This window comes from Amycolatopsis sp. NBC_00438 (assembly GCF_036026695.1).
Lineage (GTDB): Bacteria > Actinomycetota > Actinomycetes > Mycobacteriales > Pseudonocardiaceae > Amycolatopsis.
This window is the reverse complement of sequence record NZ_CP107923.1, coordinates 1,368,663-1,384,849: the sequence shown is the minus strand read 5'-3', so window position 1 is coordinate 1,384,849 and position 16,187 is coordinate 1,368,663. Positions and strand designations below refer to the sequence as shown.

General features: G+C 68.8%; 14 protein-coding genes. 3 read left to right on the top strand and 11 right to left on the bottom strand.

The genetic code is table 11. The annotated features are described in order from the left end of the window. Positions 1-112: 112 nt before the first annotated feature. Positions 113-901, bottom strand: coding sequence for an SDR family NAD(P)-dependent oxidoreductase (locus OG494_RS06620; protein WP_328452962.1), 789 nt, complete (start codon positions 899-901; stop codon positions 113-115). 143 nt (positions 902-1,044) lie between these two features. Here OG494_RS06620 and OG494_RS06615 point away from each other — a divergent pair, with 143 nt between their 5' ends. Beyond that, the gene (locus OG494_RS06615) at positions 1,045-1,674 is read left to right on the top strand and encodes a TetR/AcrR family transcriptional regulator (RefSeq protein WP_328452960.1); all 630 of its coding nucleotides are present in this window, start codon (positions 1,045-1,047) and stop codon (positions 1,672-1,674) included. A 141-nt stretch (positions 1,675-1,815) separates the two neighbouring features. On the opposite strand, the gene OG494_RS06610 is transcribed toward OG494_RS06615, so the two are convergent. The 8 genes from OG494_RS06610 to gvpO form a co-directional block, all read right to left on the bottom strand. Beyond that, the gene (locus tag OG494_RS06610) at positions 1,816-2,007 is read right to left on the bottom strand and encodes a hypothetical protein (RefSeq protein WP_328452958.1); all 192 of its coding nucleotides are present in this window, start codon (positions 2,005-2,007) and stop codon (positions 1,816-1,818) included. Between the two features lie 252 nt (positions 2,008-2,259). Next, the gene (locus tag OG494_RS06605) at positions 2,260-2,985 is read right to left on the bottom strand and encodes a GvpL/GvpF family gas vesicle protein (protein ID WP_328452956.1); all 726 of its coding nucleotides are present in this window, start codon (positions 2,983-2,985) and stop codon (positions 2,260-2,262) included. Then, a complete protein-coding gene (gvpJ, locus tag OG494_RS06600; RefSeq protein WP_284745697.1) occupies positions 2,982-3,359 on the bottom strand; it encodes a gas vesicle protein GvpJ in 378 nt (125 codons plus the stop codon). Before gvpJ (OG494_RS06600) ends, OG494_RS06605 begins: the two co-directional genes overlap by 4 nt. Further along, entirely contained in the window at positions 3,356-3,625 is a 270-nt protein-coding gene (locus tag OG494_RS06595; protein WP_328452953.1) for a gas vesicle protein K, read from the bottom strand. The genes gvpJ (OG494_RS06600) and OG494_RS06595 overlap by 4 nt, the downstream gene beginning before the upstream one ends. A 10-nt stretch (positions 3,626-3,635) precedes the next feature. Then, complete coding sequence (gvpJ, locus tag OG494_RS06590; protein ID WP_328452951.1) at positions 3,636-3,821, bottom strand: gas vesicle protein GvpJ; 186 nt, start codon at positions 3,819-3,821, stop codon at positions 3,636-3,638. Next, complete coding sequence (locus OG494_RS06585; protein ID WP_328452949.1) at positions 3,818-4,774, bottom strand: GvpL/GvpF family gas vesicle protein; 957 nt, start codon at positions 4,772-4,774, stop codon at positions 3,818-3,820. The genes gvpJ (OG494_RS06590) and OG494_RS06585 overlap by 4 nt, the downstream gene beginning before the upstream one ends. Continuing rightward, positions 4,771-5,121, bottom strand: coding sequence for a gas vesicle protein (locus tag OG494_RS06580; protein WP_328452947.1), 351 nt, complete (start codon positions 5,119-5,121; stop codon positions 4,771-4,773). The genes OG494_RS06585 and OG494_RS06580 overlap by 4 nt, the downstream gene beginning before the upstream one ends. Positions 5,122-5,143: 22 nt before the next feature. Further along, positions 5,144-5,485, bottom strand: coding sequence for a gas vesicle protein GvpO (gene gvpO, locus OG494_RS06575; RefSeq protein ID WP_328452945.1), 342 nt, complete (start codon positions 5,483-5,485; stop codon positions 5,144-5,146). Between the two features lie 578 nt (positions 5,486-6,063). Between gvpO and OG494_RS06570 the strand changes: the two genes are divergently transcribed. Then, the gene (locus OG494_RS06570; RefSeq protein ID WP_328452943.1) at positions 6,064-6,816 is read left to right on the top strand and encodes an alpha/beta fold hydrolase; all 753 of its coding nucleotides are present in this window, start codon (positions 6,064-6,066) and stop codon (positions 6,814-6,816) included. A gap of 647 nt (positions 6,817-7,463) precedes the next feature. Here the strand turns inward: OG494_RS06570 and OG494_RS06565 are convergent. Together OG494_RS06565 and OG494_RS06560 are read right to left on the bottom strand one after the other, a co-directional pair. Continuing rightward, on the bottom strand, positions 7,464-7,796 hold the full coding sequence (locus tag OG494_RS06565; RefSeq protein ID WP_328452941.1) for a hypothetical protein: 333 nt from the start codon (positions 7,794-7,796) through the stop codon (positions 7,464-7,466). Between the two features lie 17 nt (positions 7,797-7,813). Then, positions 7,814-12,232 (bottom strand): PA14 domain-containing protein, encoded by a 4,419-nt coding sequence (locus OG494_RS06560; protein WP_328452939.1) that lies wholly within the window; start codon positions 12,230-12,232, stop codon positions 7,814-7,816. Positions 12,233-14,353: 2,121 nt separating this feature from the next. On the opposite strand from OG494_RS06560, the gene OG494_RS06555 reads away from it, so the two are divergent. Continuing rightward, positions 14,354-16,129 carry a DUF2079 domain-containing protein gene (locus OG494_RS06555; protein ID WP_328452937.1) on the top strand — a complete coding sequence of 592 codons (1,776 nt, stop codon included), beginning with the start codon at positions 14,354-14,356 and terminating at the stop codon, positions 16,127-16,129. Positions 16,130-16,187 lie beyond the last annotated feature (58 nt).

Genomic DNA, 16,187 nt, shown 5'->3' with positions numbered 1-16,187 from the left:
GCGCGGATCGTGGTGGGTTCGGGCCGGCGCCTCGACGTTGGGCGCGGTCGCCCCGTGAGCGTGGAGCTCGAGCTGCGCTGACCGAGCTACCCGCTTCACCCGGGCAAGACTTTCACGGAGTCTTGAGGACGCCCCCGTCGACGATCCAGTTGGAGCCGACCGCGCTGGGCATCGCCGGCGACGCCAGCACCAGCACCGCCCGGGCGATCTCAGCGGGTTCGATCAGCTTGCCGGTCACCATTCCCGACTGCTCCGGCATGGCCGCGAGCAACGACTCGTGGTCCACGCCCATGCTCGCCGACAGCCGCCCGATGTAGCCGTCCGGGCTCGTCAGGATCGCGGTCCGGGTGGCGCCGGGGGTGACGACGTTGACCCGGACGCCCGTCTCCCCCAGTTTCTCCGCCAGCCCGCGGGAGAACGCGCTCAGCCCGGCCTTGGCCGCGGCGTAGGACAGCGGCACCCCACGCGGGTCGCGCGCGGAACTCGAGCCGATGTTCACGATCGCTCCCCGCGCCCGCGACAACGCCGGCAGCGCGGCCCGCGTCATCTCCACGGCGGCGCGCAGGTTCAGCGCGAGCACGTCGTCCCACGCCGCGCCGGAACCGCCGACGGGGTCGAGGAGGTCCGCGTCGGACGCGTCCCCGCCGCCCGCGTTGTTGACGAGCACGTCGAGGCGCGGGTCGCTCGCGAGCACGGTGTCGAGCACCCGCCGCGGCGCGCCGGGGTCGAGGAGGTCGGCGGACACGAACGTCGCGTCGGTGGCTTCGAGCTCAGGGGTGTTCTTCCGCGACACGGCGACGACTTCGGCGCCTTCGGCGACGAACGCCTCGACCGTCGCCAGCCCGATGCCGCGGCTCGCCCCCGTCACGAGGACACGCTTGCCCGCAAGATCCAGATCCATGGTGGTTCTCCGTCCGCGTCTGACTTGACTCCACAAATGCTACACCAAAGTCTCATTTAGGCGAGGAGTCGAGACGTTCACGCTTCGGATGTAAGCTGATCCGGGACGTCTAGGTCGAGCCGAGCGAGAAGGAGGGGTTCCGGGTGAGCGCAGACGCCGAACCGAGGCGCTTGCGGGCGGACGCGGAGCGCAGCACGGCGCGGATCCTGGCGGCCGCCGAGGAGCTGCTCGCGGCCGACCCGGCCGCCACGCTGGAACGGATCGCCGACGCCGCGGGCCTCGCGCGCGCCACCGTCCACCGCCGGTTCTCGTCCCGGAAGGCCCTGCTGGAGGCGCTGACCGGCGTGCTCAACGAGCGTTACCTGCGCGGGCTCGAGCAGGCACGCGTGGCGACGGCGCCGCCCGTCGCGGCGCTGTACCGGCTGACCGAGCTGCTCTTCGAGCTGAAGGTCGGCAGCCGGGCGATCATGGAACTCACCGCGGACCCGGCCACCAAGATGACACCCCTGAGTCCTGAGGTGACGACCGGGCTGGAGCAGCTGTTCAGCCGGTTGCGCGAAGCCGGCGAGATCACCGCCACCGACACGGCGTGGTGCTGCGCCATCTACCTGGCCGTCGTTCACGAAGCAGCGCAGCTGCCGGCGGACTCACCGGCACTGGGCATCGCGGCGGGCGACGTGGGCGCGCGGACCGACCTGACCTACCGGACCGTACTGGCCGCGCTGGGAGGCGACCGGCCGCACCTCGAGCTTCACGAGGAACCCAGCCCCTGATTTTCGCGCCAGGTACATCGGGTCACGCCGATGTCGGCGATCCCCGACCAGTGTGGAAGTGTTCGCCAGCCACACGAAGACAGCGGCGCAGTCGGGCTTTTCCTCAGCTTCTCCGTTCCGGTACAACGAGATCCCAGCCGCTCACCGGAGCACGCGGCGGCTCGCCCGGGCCTGGCCGGGCAGCGTGGTCAGCCAGCCGGGATCGGTGCCGGCCGTCGTGCAGGGCGCCGCGAATCCGGCGCCGTAGTCCAAAGTGGATCCGACGACCGGCGGCGTGCCCGGGCCAGGACTGGCGGCCTTCGCCGCGGGCTGGGCGAGCGGCCGGAACCACACCTCCGTTCGGGCAGCAGCGCCCGGCAGTCGCCGAGCGAGGCGAGGACGCCGTCGGCGGTGAATGGTTGCGACCGCGAGAGCAGAGAAGCCGGCTTAACGTGGGGCCGGTGTCCTGCAGCTCGATCGGCTCGGGCAGGTGGTCGACACGCAAGCCGTCGACCGGCAGGCGGCAGGACCAGGGCGACGACCAACGCGGCAGCCTTGCGCAGCACTTTCGAGACGTTCACCGGTGAACCCATCTCGGGGGAAGACCTACCAGCCCCACCGCGACGCTTGGCCACCGTCGTCCGGTCCCTTCGGGACAGCTCGCAGAAAAGTGAACGCGGGGAGAGGACCGACGAACCTGCAGTCCACGTCCACCGCGGCGATGGCTGCGACCGCCTCCTGAACCGAGAGCAAATCCTCCTGTCGCACGAGAAGTGCCCGGCGTTCCTCCAAGTGGTCCTGATCATCCAGGGCTTTGACTTCGCACACGTACCGATCCAGAGGCTTCAACAGGTCGTCGGTACGCGCTTGCCGCCAGCTCACGAGGCGCCGCGCGATCGCTTCACCCGCTTTGATCCGATCGGTCAGGCCGGCACCGGCGCGGCCCTTCCACCCCGTCGGATCATCCGAGACGGCCCACAGCGCCGTCTCCTCGTCGAACCGCAAGTACACGTGCGCTTCAGCGAATCCGTCGAGGCGTTCGAGCTCGGCTCTCAGGTGGCGGGCGAGGGGACGGAGGACCTCCGCCCGGGCGGACTCGTCGTCCTCGGCGACGGTTCCCCAGCGCAACGGGACCACTGGACCCTGCCGCACCAGCGCGGACAGCGTCAGGAGGTGCTGCGTGGCATCGTGCGGGGTCACGTCCCGGTCCACGGGCAGCGGGCTGACCACCAGCGCGAGATCTTCCCAGACGAGAAGCCTGGCCGCGTCGGGCCGGTCCGGGCCGGGCAACGGATGCCCGGCCCGGACGACACCGTGCAGGTTCAGTCTCATCGCTCGCCTTCGCCGGCGCCGGATGGCGCCGGGGTGGCCTGGGCGAACCCGGGCGTGACGACCGCCTGCTGCGCGAAGCCGACCGGGATGGGAGTGGCCACCGGCAGCAGGCCGTAGGTCCCGGCGATTCCCTGGGTGCCCGGCGCGGGCACGGTGCCCGGCGGGAGGGCCTGCCGCTGCGCCTCGATGCGCTGCATCGCTTCGAGGTATCGGATGTAGGTGTCGACACTGGCGATCACGATCTTGGCCTCGATGGTCAGGATCTCGATGCCGATCACCGAGACCCGGATCGTCGCGTCGATGACGAGTCCTTTGTCCAGCAGGATGTTCAGGGTTTCGGCAAGACCACCGGTGGTGGGGGCGGGAGCGCTCACGGTTGGATCCTCTCGGATTGCTTGACGTGTACCGCATCGGCTTTCCGCTCCGGGACGTCCAGGACGGCGCGGAGCTCTTCGAACTGTCGTCGCAAGGACAGCAATCCCTGGCCGAGCCGCTCGACCTCGACCTCGGTCAGGCTTCCGGACGCCATCCGCCTCAGTGCTTGCCGCTCGAGCAGTTCCGCGACGACTTCGAGTACCGCGAGGACAAGCCGCCCCAGCCCTTGCCCGGTGTCGGCGCTTATCCGCCTCGGTGTGTCCACAGTGGAACTCCTACCGGTCGATCTCGTCGACCGCGGCGAGCAGGAGCCGCAGGTCGAGCCGGATCAGGTCGACTCCCGCCAGTGTGATGATCACGTCCCCGTTCACCACGGCACCCCGGGCCACCACGCGGTCCAGCAGATCCACCAGGCTGGTCAGGCCGGCCCCCTCGGCGGGAAGCGAAGGCAGATCGTTCACCGCCGCACCTCCAGCTGTGCCGGGGCGAACGAATAGGGCGGCCACGGGCCGGTCGTCCGCGCGGTCATCCCGGCGGTGGCGAGGTCGTCTTCGAGCCGCCGGATCCGACCGTGGAACGTCTCCTCCTGATCTTGGCGAACCAGGTAGGCAGCATCGAAGAAGGCGTGGGGCTGTTCCCGCTGCACGGCGTCCGTCGAGCACCCTGCCAACGAATCGTGCAGGGCGTTCACCGCATCGCGTGCAAGCGCTTTCGCGTGCCGGCCGTCGTCCAGTTGCCGGGCTCGCAACGCGAGGTACTCAGTTCCCGAGATTCCCTCGAGAGGAACCTCCCGGATCGACTCCGGATGCGGCTCCGGCCGGACAACGCGCACACCCCATTCGCGGTGGCCATCGACACGTGCGAGCCACTCCGCCACTTCGGCCCGGCGTTCCTCGAGCAGGCGAAGCGCCGCGCGCTCGTCACGGACCACCGTGCCGAACCTGAGGGGCAAGGCCGGGCAGTCGTGGAAGATCGCGCGGATCACCGCGTCGTGCTGACGGGCGAGCATCGCGAGCCGGCTGTCCGGAGCGACGGTGTCCGTCGGACCGGCCTCGTGCTCCAGGCCGGCGAATGCCGCGAGATCGACCTGGGCGACCAGGAGGGCGAGATTCTCGTGCACGATCAGACGCACCGCCGGGGCGACGTCGGATCCGGCGACGTTCTCCGGTACCTGGGCGTGCGACCACGTGATGGCGTAGGCACAGAGACCCGGACGAGGCTGCGGGATATCCGGCCCGGGCGCTGGGCCGGACCGGGGACCGGCGGCCCCGGCGAGGATGGCGTCGGTCAGCCGGCGCGTGAGTACCGCCGTCGCCTGATCCTTGGCTGCCCGCAGAGCCGTTTCCCACACTTCCGGCGCGTGGCGCTGCGCCAGCGACGCCACGTCCGCATCGGACTCGGCGCCGGCGGTCACGAGCCCTCTCCCCGGCGAACGGGTTCGGCCGCCGGCTCGGAACCGGCCGCGGTCAACGCGGTCTCGAGCTGCAACACACGGGCGCGAAGTTCCTCCAGTTCACTGACCGGCCGAGCTTCGGCCGGCAGGACGTCGGCGCGCCTCGCGCCAGGCGAGAAGAAGGGATCGTTCGTCCACCAGTCCATCCCCATCTCACGCGCTGTCTGCGCGGAGGCGATGAAGAGCCTGAGCCGCAGCGTGAGCAGTTCGATGTCGACGACGTTCACGGCGATGTCGCCGACGATCACCACACCCTTGTCCAGCACGCGTTCCAGCACATCGGCAAGGGAACTCGACTGACTGTCCACCTGAAACAACTCCTGCTCTGCGCTACAGATCGGTGGTGCCGCGGGTAAAACGGCGAATTCGCTCGTAGGAGACGAGTTCGCCGGCGCTGTCGACATCGACCCGGTAGGTGCCGATGACGCTCGTGGTAGCGGGTATTCGTTCCAGCTCGACGACGTCGATGAGCACGGACCAGCCTCGCTCGGCGGTCTGGCGCGCTCCTGTCACGCCGTCCGGCTGTCGGCCGGTGATCGCCACGAAAACCTCTGTGGCAGCACGGATAGCACGAGCAGCGGTCAACGCGGACGTCGTCGGGGGAACAGCGGGCGTGGGTTCCGGAGGCGGGTTCTGCGGGAAATCCGAGGTTCCCGATGATGGCACAGTCATCGCTGGTAGGCATCCGAGGCGAGCGCGGCGGCGTTACAGCGGATCCGGGGACCGCCGGACTCCCGCGGAGTCGCGGTGACAGCTGTTCACGGATCCCTGCGGTGTTCGGATCAGCACAGAGCGCCACCCGGCGCAGTTGGCGATGGGCCAACAAGGTGGTCACACTGTCGAATCACTCAAAGTAACGAAATAATAACGCTTGATTCCGGGGGTGGCGCGCCTGCGACTCGTCGCCGGCGCTCGCGATCAATGCGGTGCGCCAACGACTTGAAACCCGCCACAGTGGACTGGCGAACCGCGCCGACCATCACACCCCGCCATCACGCCTCGGCCGTCCCGGAAGTTCCGCCCAGTCACCGATGGTTGACTATTGACACGCTGCCAGTAAGTATCGAGGCGTGGACGAAGCTGTCCGGACCCTGCGAAAGCGGCTCTTCGCCGCCCTCGGACCGACCCGCGCCCCGGCAAGCGACCCGACCTCGGTTCCCTCGCTCCCCCAAGGCCGGCTGCTCACTTTGCCCGGGCGAGGCGAATTGTTCGTCCGCGATCACCGACCCGCCGACGCGGTCGATCCACCGGTGCTCCTGCTGCACGGCTGGTCGTGGTCATTGGACGTCAACTACTTCGGCGTGATGCCCCGTCTCGTCGCGGACCGAGTCGGATTCTTGGGCTACGACCAGCGAGGACACGGGAGAGGACTTCCCGCCGACCGCCCGTTCGAAATCGAGGACCTTGCCGCAGACGCTTTGGCGCTGCTCGATCTGCTCGGCATCGGCAAGGTCATCGTGTGCGGGTACTCCCTGGGCGGCCCTGTCGGCCTCCACCTCGCACTCTCCTGTCCGGACCGGGTCGCCGGGCTGGTCCTGGCCGCGACCGCGTTGAACTACCGCCAGACTCTCCGCGACCGAACGGTGTGGCGCGTGCTCACCGCCGCGACACCACTGGCCCGCCTCGGTCTCGGCGCTTCGATGTCCGCCCGCTACTTCGGCCTGAGCCGACGGACGTCACCGGATCTCGCGGCGATGTGGCCGTGGCTGCTCGGCGAGCTGGCCCGCACTCCGGTCAGCGGGGTTTTCGCCACCGGGCGCGCGGTCAGCCGATACGATCTGCGCCACCGGGTGGCCGGACTCCGCCGGACACCCGCGGCAATCGTGATCACGACTCACGATACGGTTTGTCACCCGCGCTCACAGCGACAGCTCGCCGACCAGCTCGAAGCCCGGCCACTGGAACTGCCGGCCGACCACGACGCTCCCGTGGTGCATCCCGCAGAGTTCACCGCGGCCGTCATGGCCGGGATCACCGACGTCCGATCACGGGCACCGAAATGATCCCATGGGGCACAACACTTCCTGCACCCTGCTACCCGGCCACCGGCTCGAGTCGGTTCAAGAGTTCGCCACCGTAGTCGCAACCACAGATCAGCGAAGCGCTACCGGGCGTTCCAACCCATCGCGGGCGGCTTGCTCGGCCACTCGCGGAGGGACGGACAGCCCCTCGGCCGAAGTGCGGCGTCCAATGAAACTGGTCGACGGCCTCCGGAACCCGAGCGCGCGAACCGGCCCGAGATCCGCCCTACGCCGAGCGCGTCGAATCCGACACTCTCACCGTCCGCCGGCCGGCTATCCGAGTTCGGTGGCCCGGAAGGTGCTCGCGGTCGCCGGCGGCGGGGCCCATTGCGGGTCCGGGTGCGGCATCCCGGCCGCCAACAGGTACAGCGGGGTGTGACCGATGTTGTCCAGGCCGAACCGGGCGGCGATCGGCGAATCACAGAAGGCGCCGGTCTGGGCAGGAGCCAGCCCCAACGCGGTCGCGGTGAGAACGAAGGTCTGACCGAGGTGACCGGCCTTGAGTCCGGATAGATACCGAAGCCGCGCGAATCCCGTTCGCGGTCGTCGCCGCCAGCCGGATCGTTCTGCGCGTGCACGACACCGAGAACCCATCCCGAGGGCCATCGGGCCGACATGTGCCCGCGATGTCAGTCGAAAACCTCATGCCGGATCCGAGCCGCCTCCTCACCATCGAGCCAGCGCAGGCCGAATTTCTCACCGTACCAATCGAGTTCGGCTGCTTCCAGTTCCTGCATCGCGCTTTCCGTCCCGGGGTCCGCCCGATCCTCGTAACGCCAGCCACCGGGCTGTTCCGGATCCCGCCGGGCGAAATCCATGTCCACGTAGGTCACGGCACCGCTTGCCGTGGTCGAGGCGATTTCGGGCACGGTGACGAAGAGATACCCTTGCGATTTTCCCGCATCGACCACTTCGGCGACCCGGTCGGCGAACGGAAACCCGCTCGACGGCTGCGTGTCCATGAACAACTCCCTCTGCGTCAATGCCGCACATGATAGTTGTTGGTGTACTTGCCCTTGACCCGGCCGGACTCGAAGTTCGACTGCCAGCCTCGCCTGCCCTTGTTCTCCGGTGACCGGTACTGCCGGTGACCACTCTTGGAAACCCAGCGGACGCTTCCCCGCTTGGTGACAGTCTTGGTGGCGCCGCGACCGACCCAGATGCGGCCTGCAACCCTGGATTGGCGGACGCTCGCATGGACACCCTTGTACACGAACCCACGTGACCGCTTCGCGGCCTTGAGAACGGATCCGACTCCCCGAGCGAACTTAACGGCTTTATAAGCGCCGACGGCCAGTGCGCCAACGCCGGCTGTGATCGCTCCGAAGGCGTACATCGCGGCCGCGCCCCAGTTTCCCTGGATGGCATTGCCCACGGCAGCCACGCCACTGGCCACCGCGCCGATCGGGCCCGGGATATTGGAGACGACTTCAGCGACCTTGGTGACCACGGAAACGATCGAACTGAACCACGAGTTGCCGTCGAGGTCCAACGCGTTGACGGGATCGCCGGCCACGTAGTCGTAGTCGTTGGCGGAACCCCCCTCGACCGGGTCGACCGAGAGGAACCGGCCCAGCAGGGGGCTGTACGGGCGGGCGCCCATCTGGACCAGTGACAGCGCGCCGGTGTGCTCGTAGGGCCGCTGGTACTGGCCGAGCCACCCGTAGTCCATCGAACCCGGCGAGTTGTCCGGCACGTTCTGGGTGTCGACCACGCCCGAAGGGGCCAGCGGCTGGCCGTACGGGTCGAACGTGCGCAGGTTCCCGACCTGGTGTCCGGCCGCGTCCGTGGACAGCACCAGGTCGCCACGCACCGACGGGTGGTCGAACGACGGCGTGAACGCCCCGTCGGAGCCGACCTTCGACGTGTACAGCAGCCCGCCCGGGAGCGTCAGCGAGAGCGTGGTGAGCCGGCCGCCCGCGTTCAGGGTGAGGTCAGCGCTGTCCCCGTCGCCGGTGTAGCCGTAGCGCACGACGGTGTTGTTGTCGCAGTCGCGCGGATCGCGCCGGACGATGCGGTTGGTCGCGTCGCGGGTGTAGGCGACGTCGGCCGGGTTCGCCCCGGTGGTCTTCGCGCCGATGTTGCGGCCGGAACCGTCCCACGCCAGCGTCGACGTGCTGCCATCGGCCGCGGTCCAGCCCGTGGTGTTGCCGTCCGAGTCGTAGGTGAACCCGGCCAGCGCCGTAGCGCCTTCGGTGGCCAGCAGCCGGTCCGCCGCGTCGTAGCAGTATCGGGTTTCGGCCGTTCCGGCGGCAGTTTCGTCCAGCAGTCGCATCCGGTTGGTGTTCAGCCCGGCGTTCGCCTGGGTCCCAGTCGGGCACGTGGCCGAAGCGCTCGAGGTGAAGTCGTACGTGTAATGGTGGCCCGCTACATAGGCCTCGGCCAATCGGCCAAGCCCGTCGTAGACGTAGTTCGGCGCGTTCGGCCGAGCGTCGGTCCCGGCGAGGGACTCGTCGACTATCGTGCCCGCCGACGTGCGGCCGACCTTGGAGACGACGTCCTTTCCGTCGCTCGTCTTCCAGCCCAGCGAGAGCAGCCGGGCGCCGTTGTCCTTCGTGATGGACGCCAGCGAGGTGCCGTTGCCATAGGTCACCGACGCGAGCTCGCCCGCGTTGTCGTAGCCGACCGACGCGAGGACCTGCTCGCCGAGTTTCTCGGTGAGCACCCGGCCGGCGTCGTCGTAGGTGAACGACACGGTGCGCGGCGGATCCGCCGGGTCCGGCGGCGTCACCGTCGACGACGCGATCCGCCCGACCTGGTCGTAGCTCGTGCCGGTGCGCACACCGTTTACGTCGGTGTAGGCGACGACTCGGCCGAGCAGGTCGCTCACCGTGGTGACAGTGCCCTTGTCGTCGCTGATCGACGACGTGAGCGGGTCACCACCGACCGCGTAGTCGTGCGTCACGGTTCTAGCCGGCGCGTCCTTGCTCGCAGGCACCTTCTCTTGCAGGGGCCGGTCACGACTGTCGTAACTGGTGCACGTCCAGGCGCCACTGCTCGCCTCGGCGACCACCCGTCCAGACGCGTCGTAGACCTGCTCGTCGATCCGGGCCGGGCCGGCGGCGGGCGCGGTGGACGTGATCAGCTTCGGCATCCCGCCCTGGTTGACCGCAGCACCGCCGGGATCACACGGGTTGACATGGCTTTCGGCGTCGCCGTAGTAGCCGTACACGGTCTTGGCGCCGGTCGCCATGGTCTTGCCGGTCTTGCGTAGGTAGCCCGTCCCGGGGGGCTCGTACGACACCGATCCGGCAACCTTCAGCCCGCTCGGGTCGGCTTGTCCCGATGTCGCGAGGCCATAGGCCGGATCGAGGCCGTTCTCGCCGAACTTGGTGACGCCGACCTTGTCCCCGACGCCATCGGACTCCGACGCCGTAGTCGAGGTCTTCAGGCCGTACCGCGGCCGCAGCTGTGTGCCGGGCACGGGCTGCTGGGTGCCGGACGGGGTCGTCCAGTGCAACTCCAGCTGGGCGGTGAGGTCGAACTCGTAGTAGTCGATCCGGATCCGCTTCGCCTGCCCGGCGGCGTCGGCGTGCACGACGCCCTGACGCCACTTCGCCGTGGTGTTGATCCAATCGTCGATGACCAGCTGATCGTCGACCCAGACCCGCACCCCGTCGTCGGCGAGCAGCCGCAAGGTGTAGTCCCCGGCCGCAGGGAAGACGATGTCGCCGGTCGCGCGCAGCGAGAAGTGGTCCGCAGGCAGGCCACTGCCCGGCGCGTCGCTGTTCCAGTTATTCACCAGCGAGCCGTCGGCCGTGCCGAGTCCCGTGGTGTAGGTCTTCGGAGCGCCGGAGAGCTTGTCGTTGTCGTACCACGACACGGCCAGGCCGTTGATGCCCTCGTCGTAGGCGTTGTGCCCGTGCGCCATGCCGCCGGGGCACGTCCCGCTCGGCAGCTGCCCGGCGAAACAGGAAGCGGGCGCCGGGCCGTAGGAGTCGACCGGACGGTCGGCGTAGTCGTACACGGTCGTGGTCTTGCGACCCGCCGGATCCGTCGTGGACAACGACAAGTCCTTGGGCCCCCACTCCTGCGCGGAGACACGACCCGCGCTATCTGTTGTGGACAGCGTGCGATCGGCGTCGTCGTAGGTGACTTTGCCGGAGAAACCGACGGCCGGTGACAACCCCGCGGTGTCGACGTAGGTCGTGCGGTTGGCCGGGTCGTAGCGGTAGCCGTTGCCTTCGCGGGGCTTGCCGATCGCAGCGACCGCCGAGCTGACATTGGTCACCTTCGGCTTGGCGCCGGTGTCGTAGGTGATGTTCGTCGTGAGGTCGCCTTCGTTGGCCTTGCGGTTGGCCGGGTCCGCGGCGATCCAGTCGTTGGCCAGGCTCGACCGCACGCCGGCGAGCAGGCCAGCCGCGTTGTAGCCGTAGTCGCTGTTCTCCGAGCCCGGGTCTTCGATCCGGCCGAGTCGGCCGTTGACGTACCAGAGCCTGGTTTCGGTGCCGTCCCAGTAACTGACGCGGCACAGCATCTGTGACGGCGGCAGCGTCTGGGCACCCGGTGGCGGGGTGACGCCGCCGTAGCAGTCGTCGCCGGCACGGTTGTAGTGCAAGACGTGCGAGCGGCCGGAGACTGGATCCTTGATTTCGCGCAGCCGCGACGGAGCGCCGTCGTAGACGTACTGCAGTGCCGCGGGCTTCCGCGAATCGGTGCTGGCGGACTGGCTCTCGAGCTTGCCATCGCTCCGGAAGACGAACAGGTCGCCGCCGTCGGTCAAGGTGACCTTGCCAGCCGCGTCGAGCGCTAGGACCCCGTCTTCGTCCGCGGGTGGTGTGTAACCGCCGGTGCTCTTCTTGGTCCAGGTGTGCTTGGCACCTGTCGCGTCGGTCAGCACGATGTTCTGGTCGGTGACCTTGGCCTCGGTGTAGCTCGAGCCGTCACCGTCAAGGTCCGCGGAGAGTGTCCAGCCCTGCGGCAACACGGGCAAGTCCGACGTGTACAACCAGTCGGCCGGGACGATCTGCGGCGCGACCGTCGTGTTGTCGGCCGTGCGGACGAACAACCGCATCCTGGCTGGGCCGGTGACCTCGGCGCTCTCGACCTTGATCGGCACCCGCTGCCCCGCGGTCAGCGAGACGCTGGTGGCCTGGGTCCAATTCAGGTCGCTCGGGGAGCCGACGTCGTAGACCTTGCCGCCGTTGATCCAGACCACGGCACCGTCGTCGTGGACCCCGGCGAACTGGTAGGTCCCGGTGACCGGGGCTTGGAAGAAGCCTTCCCAGCGGGCGACGAACCAGTCCGCGGGTAACGCCGGCACGAACGGCGAGTCGGTCCCCCAGTCGACGTTCACCTGCGGCTCGGTGCGCACCAGCACCGGCTGCTGCGCGTCGCTGATCAGGCCGTTGTGCGACAGGTCGACGAAGTAGGACGCCTTGAGCCCCTTGTTCTCCACCTGCTGTGAGTTGTACCCGAAAGCTCAGGCCGGCGTTACCGCCGACGGTCGTGAACGACGGGGTCTGCTCGTCGGTGGAGACGTTGCCGTTGGCCAGATTGACCGTGACCGGGCCGGCGTCGTCAGTGGGTGACGGGCCGTGTTCGCCGATCCGCTGGTCGATCTTGAAGTGACCGACCCAGGTCGGGGTGATCGTCGTGGTGCCGCTGTAGGTCATCGCCTGCCACGTGTAGGCGACGCCGTCCTGCAGAATCCCTGCCGGGACCGTCCACGTCGGCGTCGTCAGGCAGCCGGACTCGACCACGACACCGGACTTGGCGTCCGCGCCGGTGGCGATGCGGAAGCAGTACTTGACCTGCTCGCCATCCGGGTCGGTCACCGGGTTGACCGACAACGTCGGAGTCAGCGACGTCGACACCGTGCCGTCCGCCGGGCCGACCAGCGTGGGTGCCGGGGCCGGGGAACCGGTGTCCACCGTGAGCGTGGCGTTGAGGTTCTTGTACGTCCACGTGCCGGCGTTCTCCGCGCCGATCATCATGAAGAACACGTTGCCGTCGCGGGCGTTGACCCGCTCGCGGATGAACCCGGTCATGCCTTCGCCGACGAAGCTGCCGACGTCACCGACCAGGGCGCTGGTCATGTAACCGCCGACGCCGTTGAAGTTGAACGCCGACGCGTGGTATAGGTTCGCGTTCCACGTCTTGAGCGACCCGACGACGCTGGTGTTGCGGGTCAGGTCCATCCGCGCACCGACCACGGTCTTGCCGAACAACGGCGAGTAGTCCATGTGGAAGACGCTGCGGTTATACGTGTCGCCCTTGGCCTGACTGTTGCCGATCCGCAGACCGCAGGCGTCGCAGTTCGTGCCGTCGGAGCGGTAGGAGTGCGACTCGGTGACGCCGTAGGTGAACGTCGGGTCGACCGACACCGGGTACACGCGCTTGGGGTCACGCAGCCAGTTCGGGTCGACCGCGACGGTCAGCCACCAGTCCGAACCGGCCTTCTCCAGCGTGTACACGCCGCCGGTCATCGCGGGCGCGGTCTCGCCGTTGCCCGCGGAGTCCCACGTCTCGATCGGCGGGAGCACGATCTTCGCCGCACCGGCCTTGTCGGCCAGGGTGACGGACCCGTTCTTCTCCAGCTTCGGCGTCAGATCACCGGTGGTGAGCTTGAACTTCCACGACGACCGCCCGTCGGCCGGCAGCCGCTTGAGCTTGATCGTCTCCTTCACCGCACCCGGCGTGACCTCGTAGTCCAGGTCCGTACCGGCGGCGACCTCCGGATAGGTGACCAAGTCACCCTTCACCGCGGCTGCAGTCGGAGCGGCCTGGTCCAGCGCCAGGCCCGCAGCGTGGCCGCCGGACTCGACCTGCAGCACGGCGGCGTCGTTGGCCTTGGTGGCCAGAGACGGGCTCAGGGGGTGGTTGTCGGCGTCGGCGCGCTTCGTCGCCGGGTCCGTTTCGAGAGTGGTCTGGACCGGCTGCCACTGACCGTGCTCGTCCTGCACGTTCATCGGCTGGTTCGACTGCCGCACCGAGTGCGTGCCGTCGGCGTTGACGTACTCGGTGGTGAACGTCGTCCATGACACCGGCGTCGAGCGCTGCGGGTCGAAGTGCGTGCCCGCTCCCCCGTCCAGCCGGCTTTGCGCCGCGAAATCCGCCTTCGACGGCGCCTGCGGCACCACCGGCGTGGGCGCGGCCGACGGCAGTAAACCGACGTCACGCGGGTCGATCGGCTTGGGCGCGTCCGTAAGCCGCGGCGGTGCCGCGATGGCTTCGGTGCTGCCGACGAGCAGGGTCATCGTCAGGACGAGCACGAGTGCTCTGACCCAGCGGACCAGATGGACAGGACGCGACAAACGCAGCACGCCAGTTCCTCCCCCGGCGACCGCGGCACTCCGCCGTGGTCGCCCCCAATGGCCCCGCGGGACACAGCTGCCGCCGCGGGGTCTTGCCCGGCTCGCCGCGCACGTCGTGCCCGGTCTGCCCAGGGGTCGGGAAGTCTTCGTCCCTCACCCGCAGCAATCATCGGAGCGGATTCACAGCTGTTACACAGGTTCGGTGAGACGAGGCTTACAGTTGCCAAACGATCACCGATCCCGTAAAAGACCAGGTCACCGCTTTGCAGGAGCCGAATGACCGCCGGTTACGATGCCTGCCGGTCCCGCCGTCGCCGGGCCGCAGCCATCCGTTCTGCAGGAGATCCATGACTCAGCCAGCGCTCGCCGACGCCCACGAGCCGGACGTCACCGCGCCGATCCCGCGCATCGCCGCACCGGTCCGCGCCCGCGCGTCGTGGCGGCCGGGCGTCGTCGCGTGGTGGCTGTTCTCGGCCGTACCGGTCGGCCTGGCGTTGTTGGCCGCGGTGCGCGCGCCGCGGATGCACGTGCTGCTCGACTACTGGCACGTCTTCGCCAAGATCACCGACGACAACGGCAACCTCCTGCTCGGACAGGTGTTCACCTATCACCTCGATCAGCCGTTCGTGGTGCCGTCGCTGCTGTTCTACGCGGATGCGGCGTGGTTCGGCGGCGACAACCGCGTCCTGACGGTCCTGACGATCGCCCTGCTCGCCGTCGCCGTGCTGTCGCTGCGATCGATGCTGCCGCGGCAGCTTTCACCGACAGCCCGGGGCGCGTTGACCGCGGCCATGACGTGGCTGCTGTTCAGCTCCCACGCGACCGAGTTGTGGTTGCAGAGCACGAACGGCATCAGCTGGGTCCCCGCGGTGACGTTCTGCACGGTCGCGATCGCCTGTGCCCACCGCGGCCGCATCGCTATCGCTTCGGGTGCGGCGGTTCTCGGGTGCCTCAGCTTCGGTGCGGCATTGCCGATCTGGTTCGTGATCGCCTTCATCCTTTGGCTGCGCAAGGAATCCCGGCTTCGCGTCGTGATCCCCGCCGTGGCAGGCGTCGTCATCATCGCGGCGTGGTGGCTGACCAAACCCGCCGGGGCGCAGTCGGGCGCGACGGCCGCTTTCGACCCGGACGGACGTTTGTCGGTCATCGCCGCCGCCGTCGGCGGTTTGTGGTCGGTCGACGTCGCCGTCGTCGCGGTCATCGCCGGCGGGCTCACGATCACCCTGCTCGCTGTGCTGTTCAGCCGGACGCTCGACAACCGCCGTCACCGCACGGTGGACGGCGACGCGGGTTGGCTCGGCTTGACGCTCTACGCGTTCGCCTTGCCACTGATGCTCGCACTCGGACGGACCACCACCAATGTCCCCGGCGGCAACGTCGGGCTCATCAGCCGCTACGTCCTCGTCGCCGCGCTGGCGACGATCGCCCTCGTCGTGCTGGCCGCTGCGCACCGTCCACAGTGGTCGCGCCGTTATCTCGTGGTCGGTGTCGTCGCGCTGTCCTTGATCACGCACGCGATCGGCGGAGGCAAAGCGGACCAGGTCCGCCGCAGCTACGCTCCACTCAATCTCGCCGCGATCGCCCTACGCGTCGACGCCCCGGCAGCACTGGAGGGTTTGCACATTCAGCGCGCGGCTGCTTCTGCCGCTCGCGCGCTGCAGGCCTACCCATTCAACAACGCCTTCACCCTCGGCTGCCACGGCCCCGAACTCGGCAGCCACCTGGACCTCGCGACCGCACAACCGCTGACCGACAAGGGCCCGGGCACAGCACACGGAGCGCTCGACGCTCCCGCCACGGACCCCGGCGCCATCACCACCGGCTGGGTCTCCATCAACGGAACCCCACCGGACTGCGTCCTCATCACCGACCAGACCGGCACAGTCACAGGGGGCGGTATCAGCGGCCTCCCGCTCACGGCCGGGCAGACCGCGACGGCCGCACCTGGCGCGACAGGCTGGCAAGCAACAGCGGGCCCTACGAGTGGCCTCCTCGCCGTGCTCGCAGTCCAGGACGGGCATCTCCATCGCATCAGCTGACGCCGGGAGTGCTGACTTCCGGAAACGTCACCGAGGCACGATGGAGCGCACGCGCCGT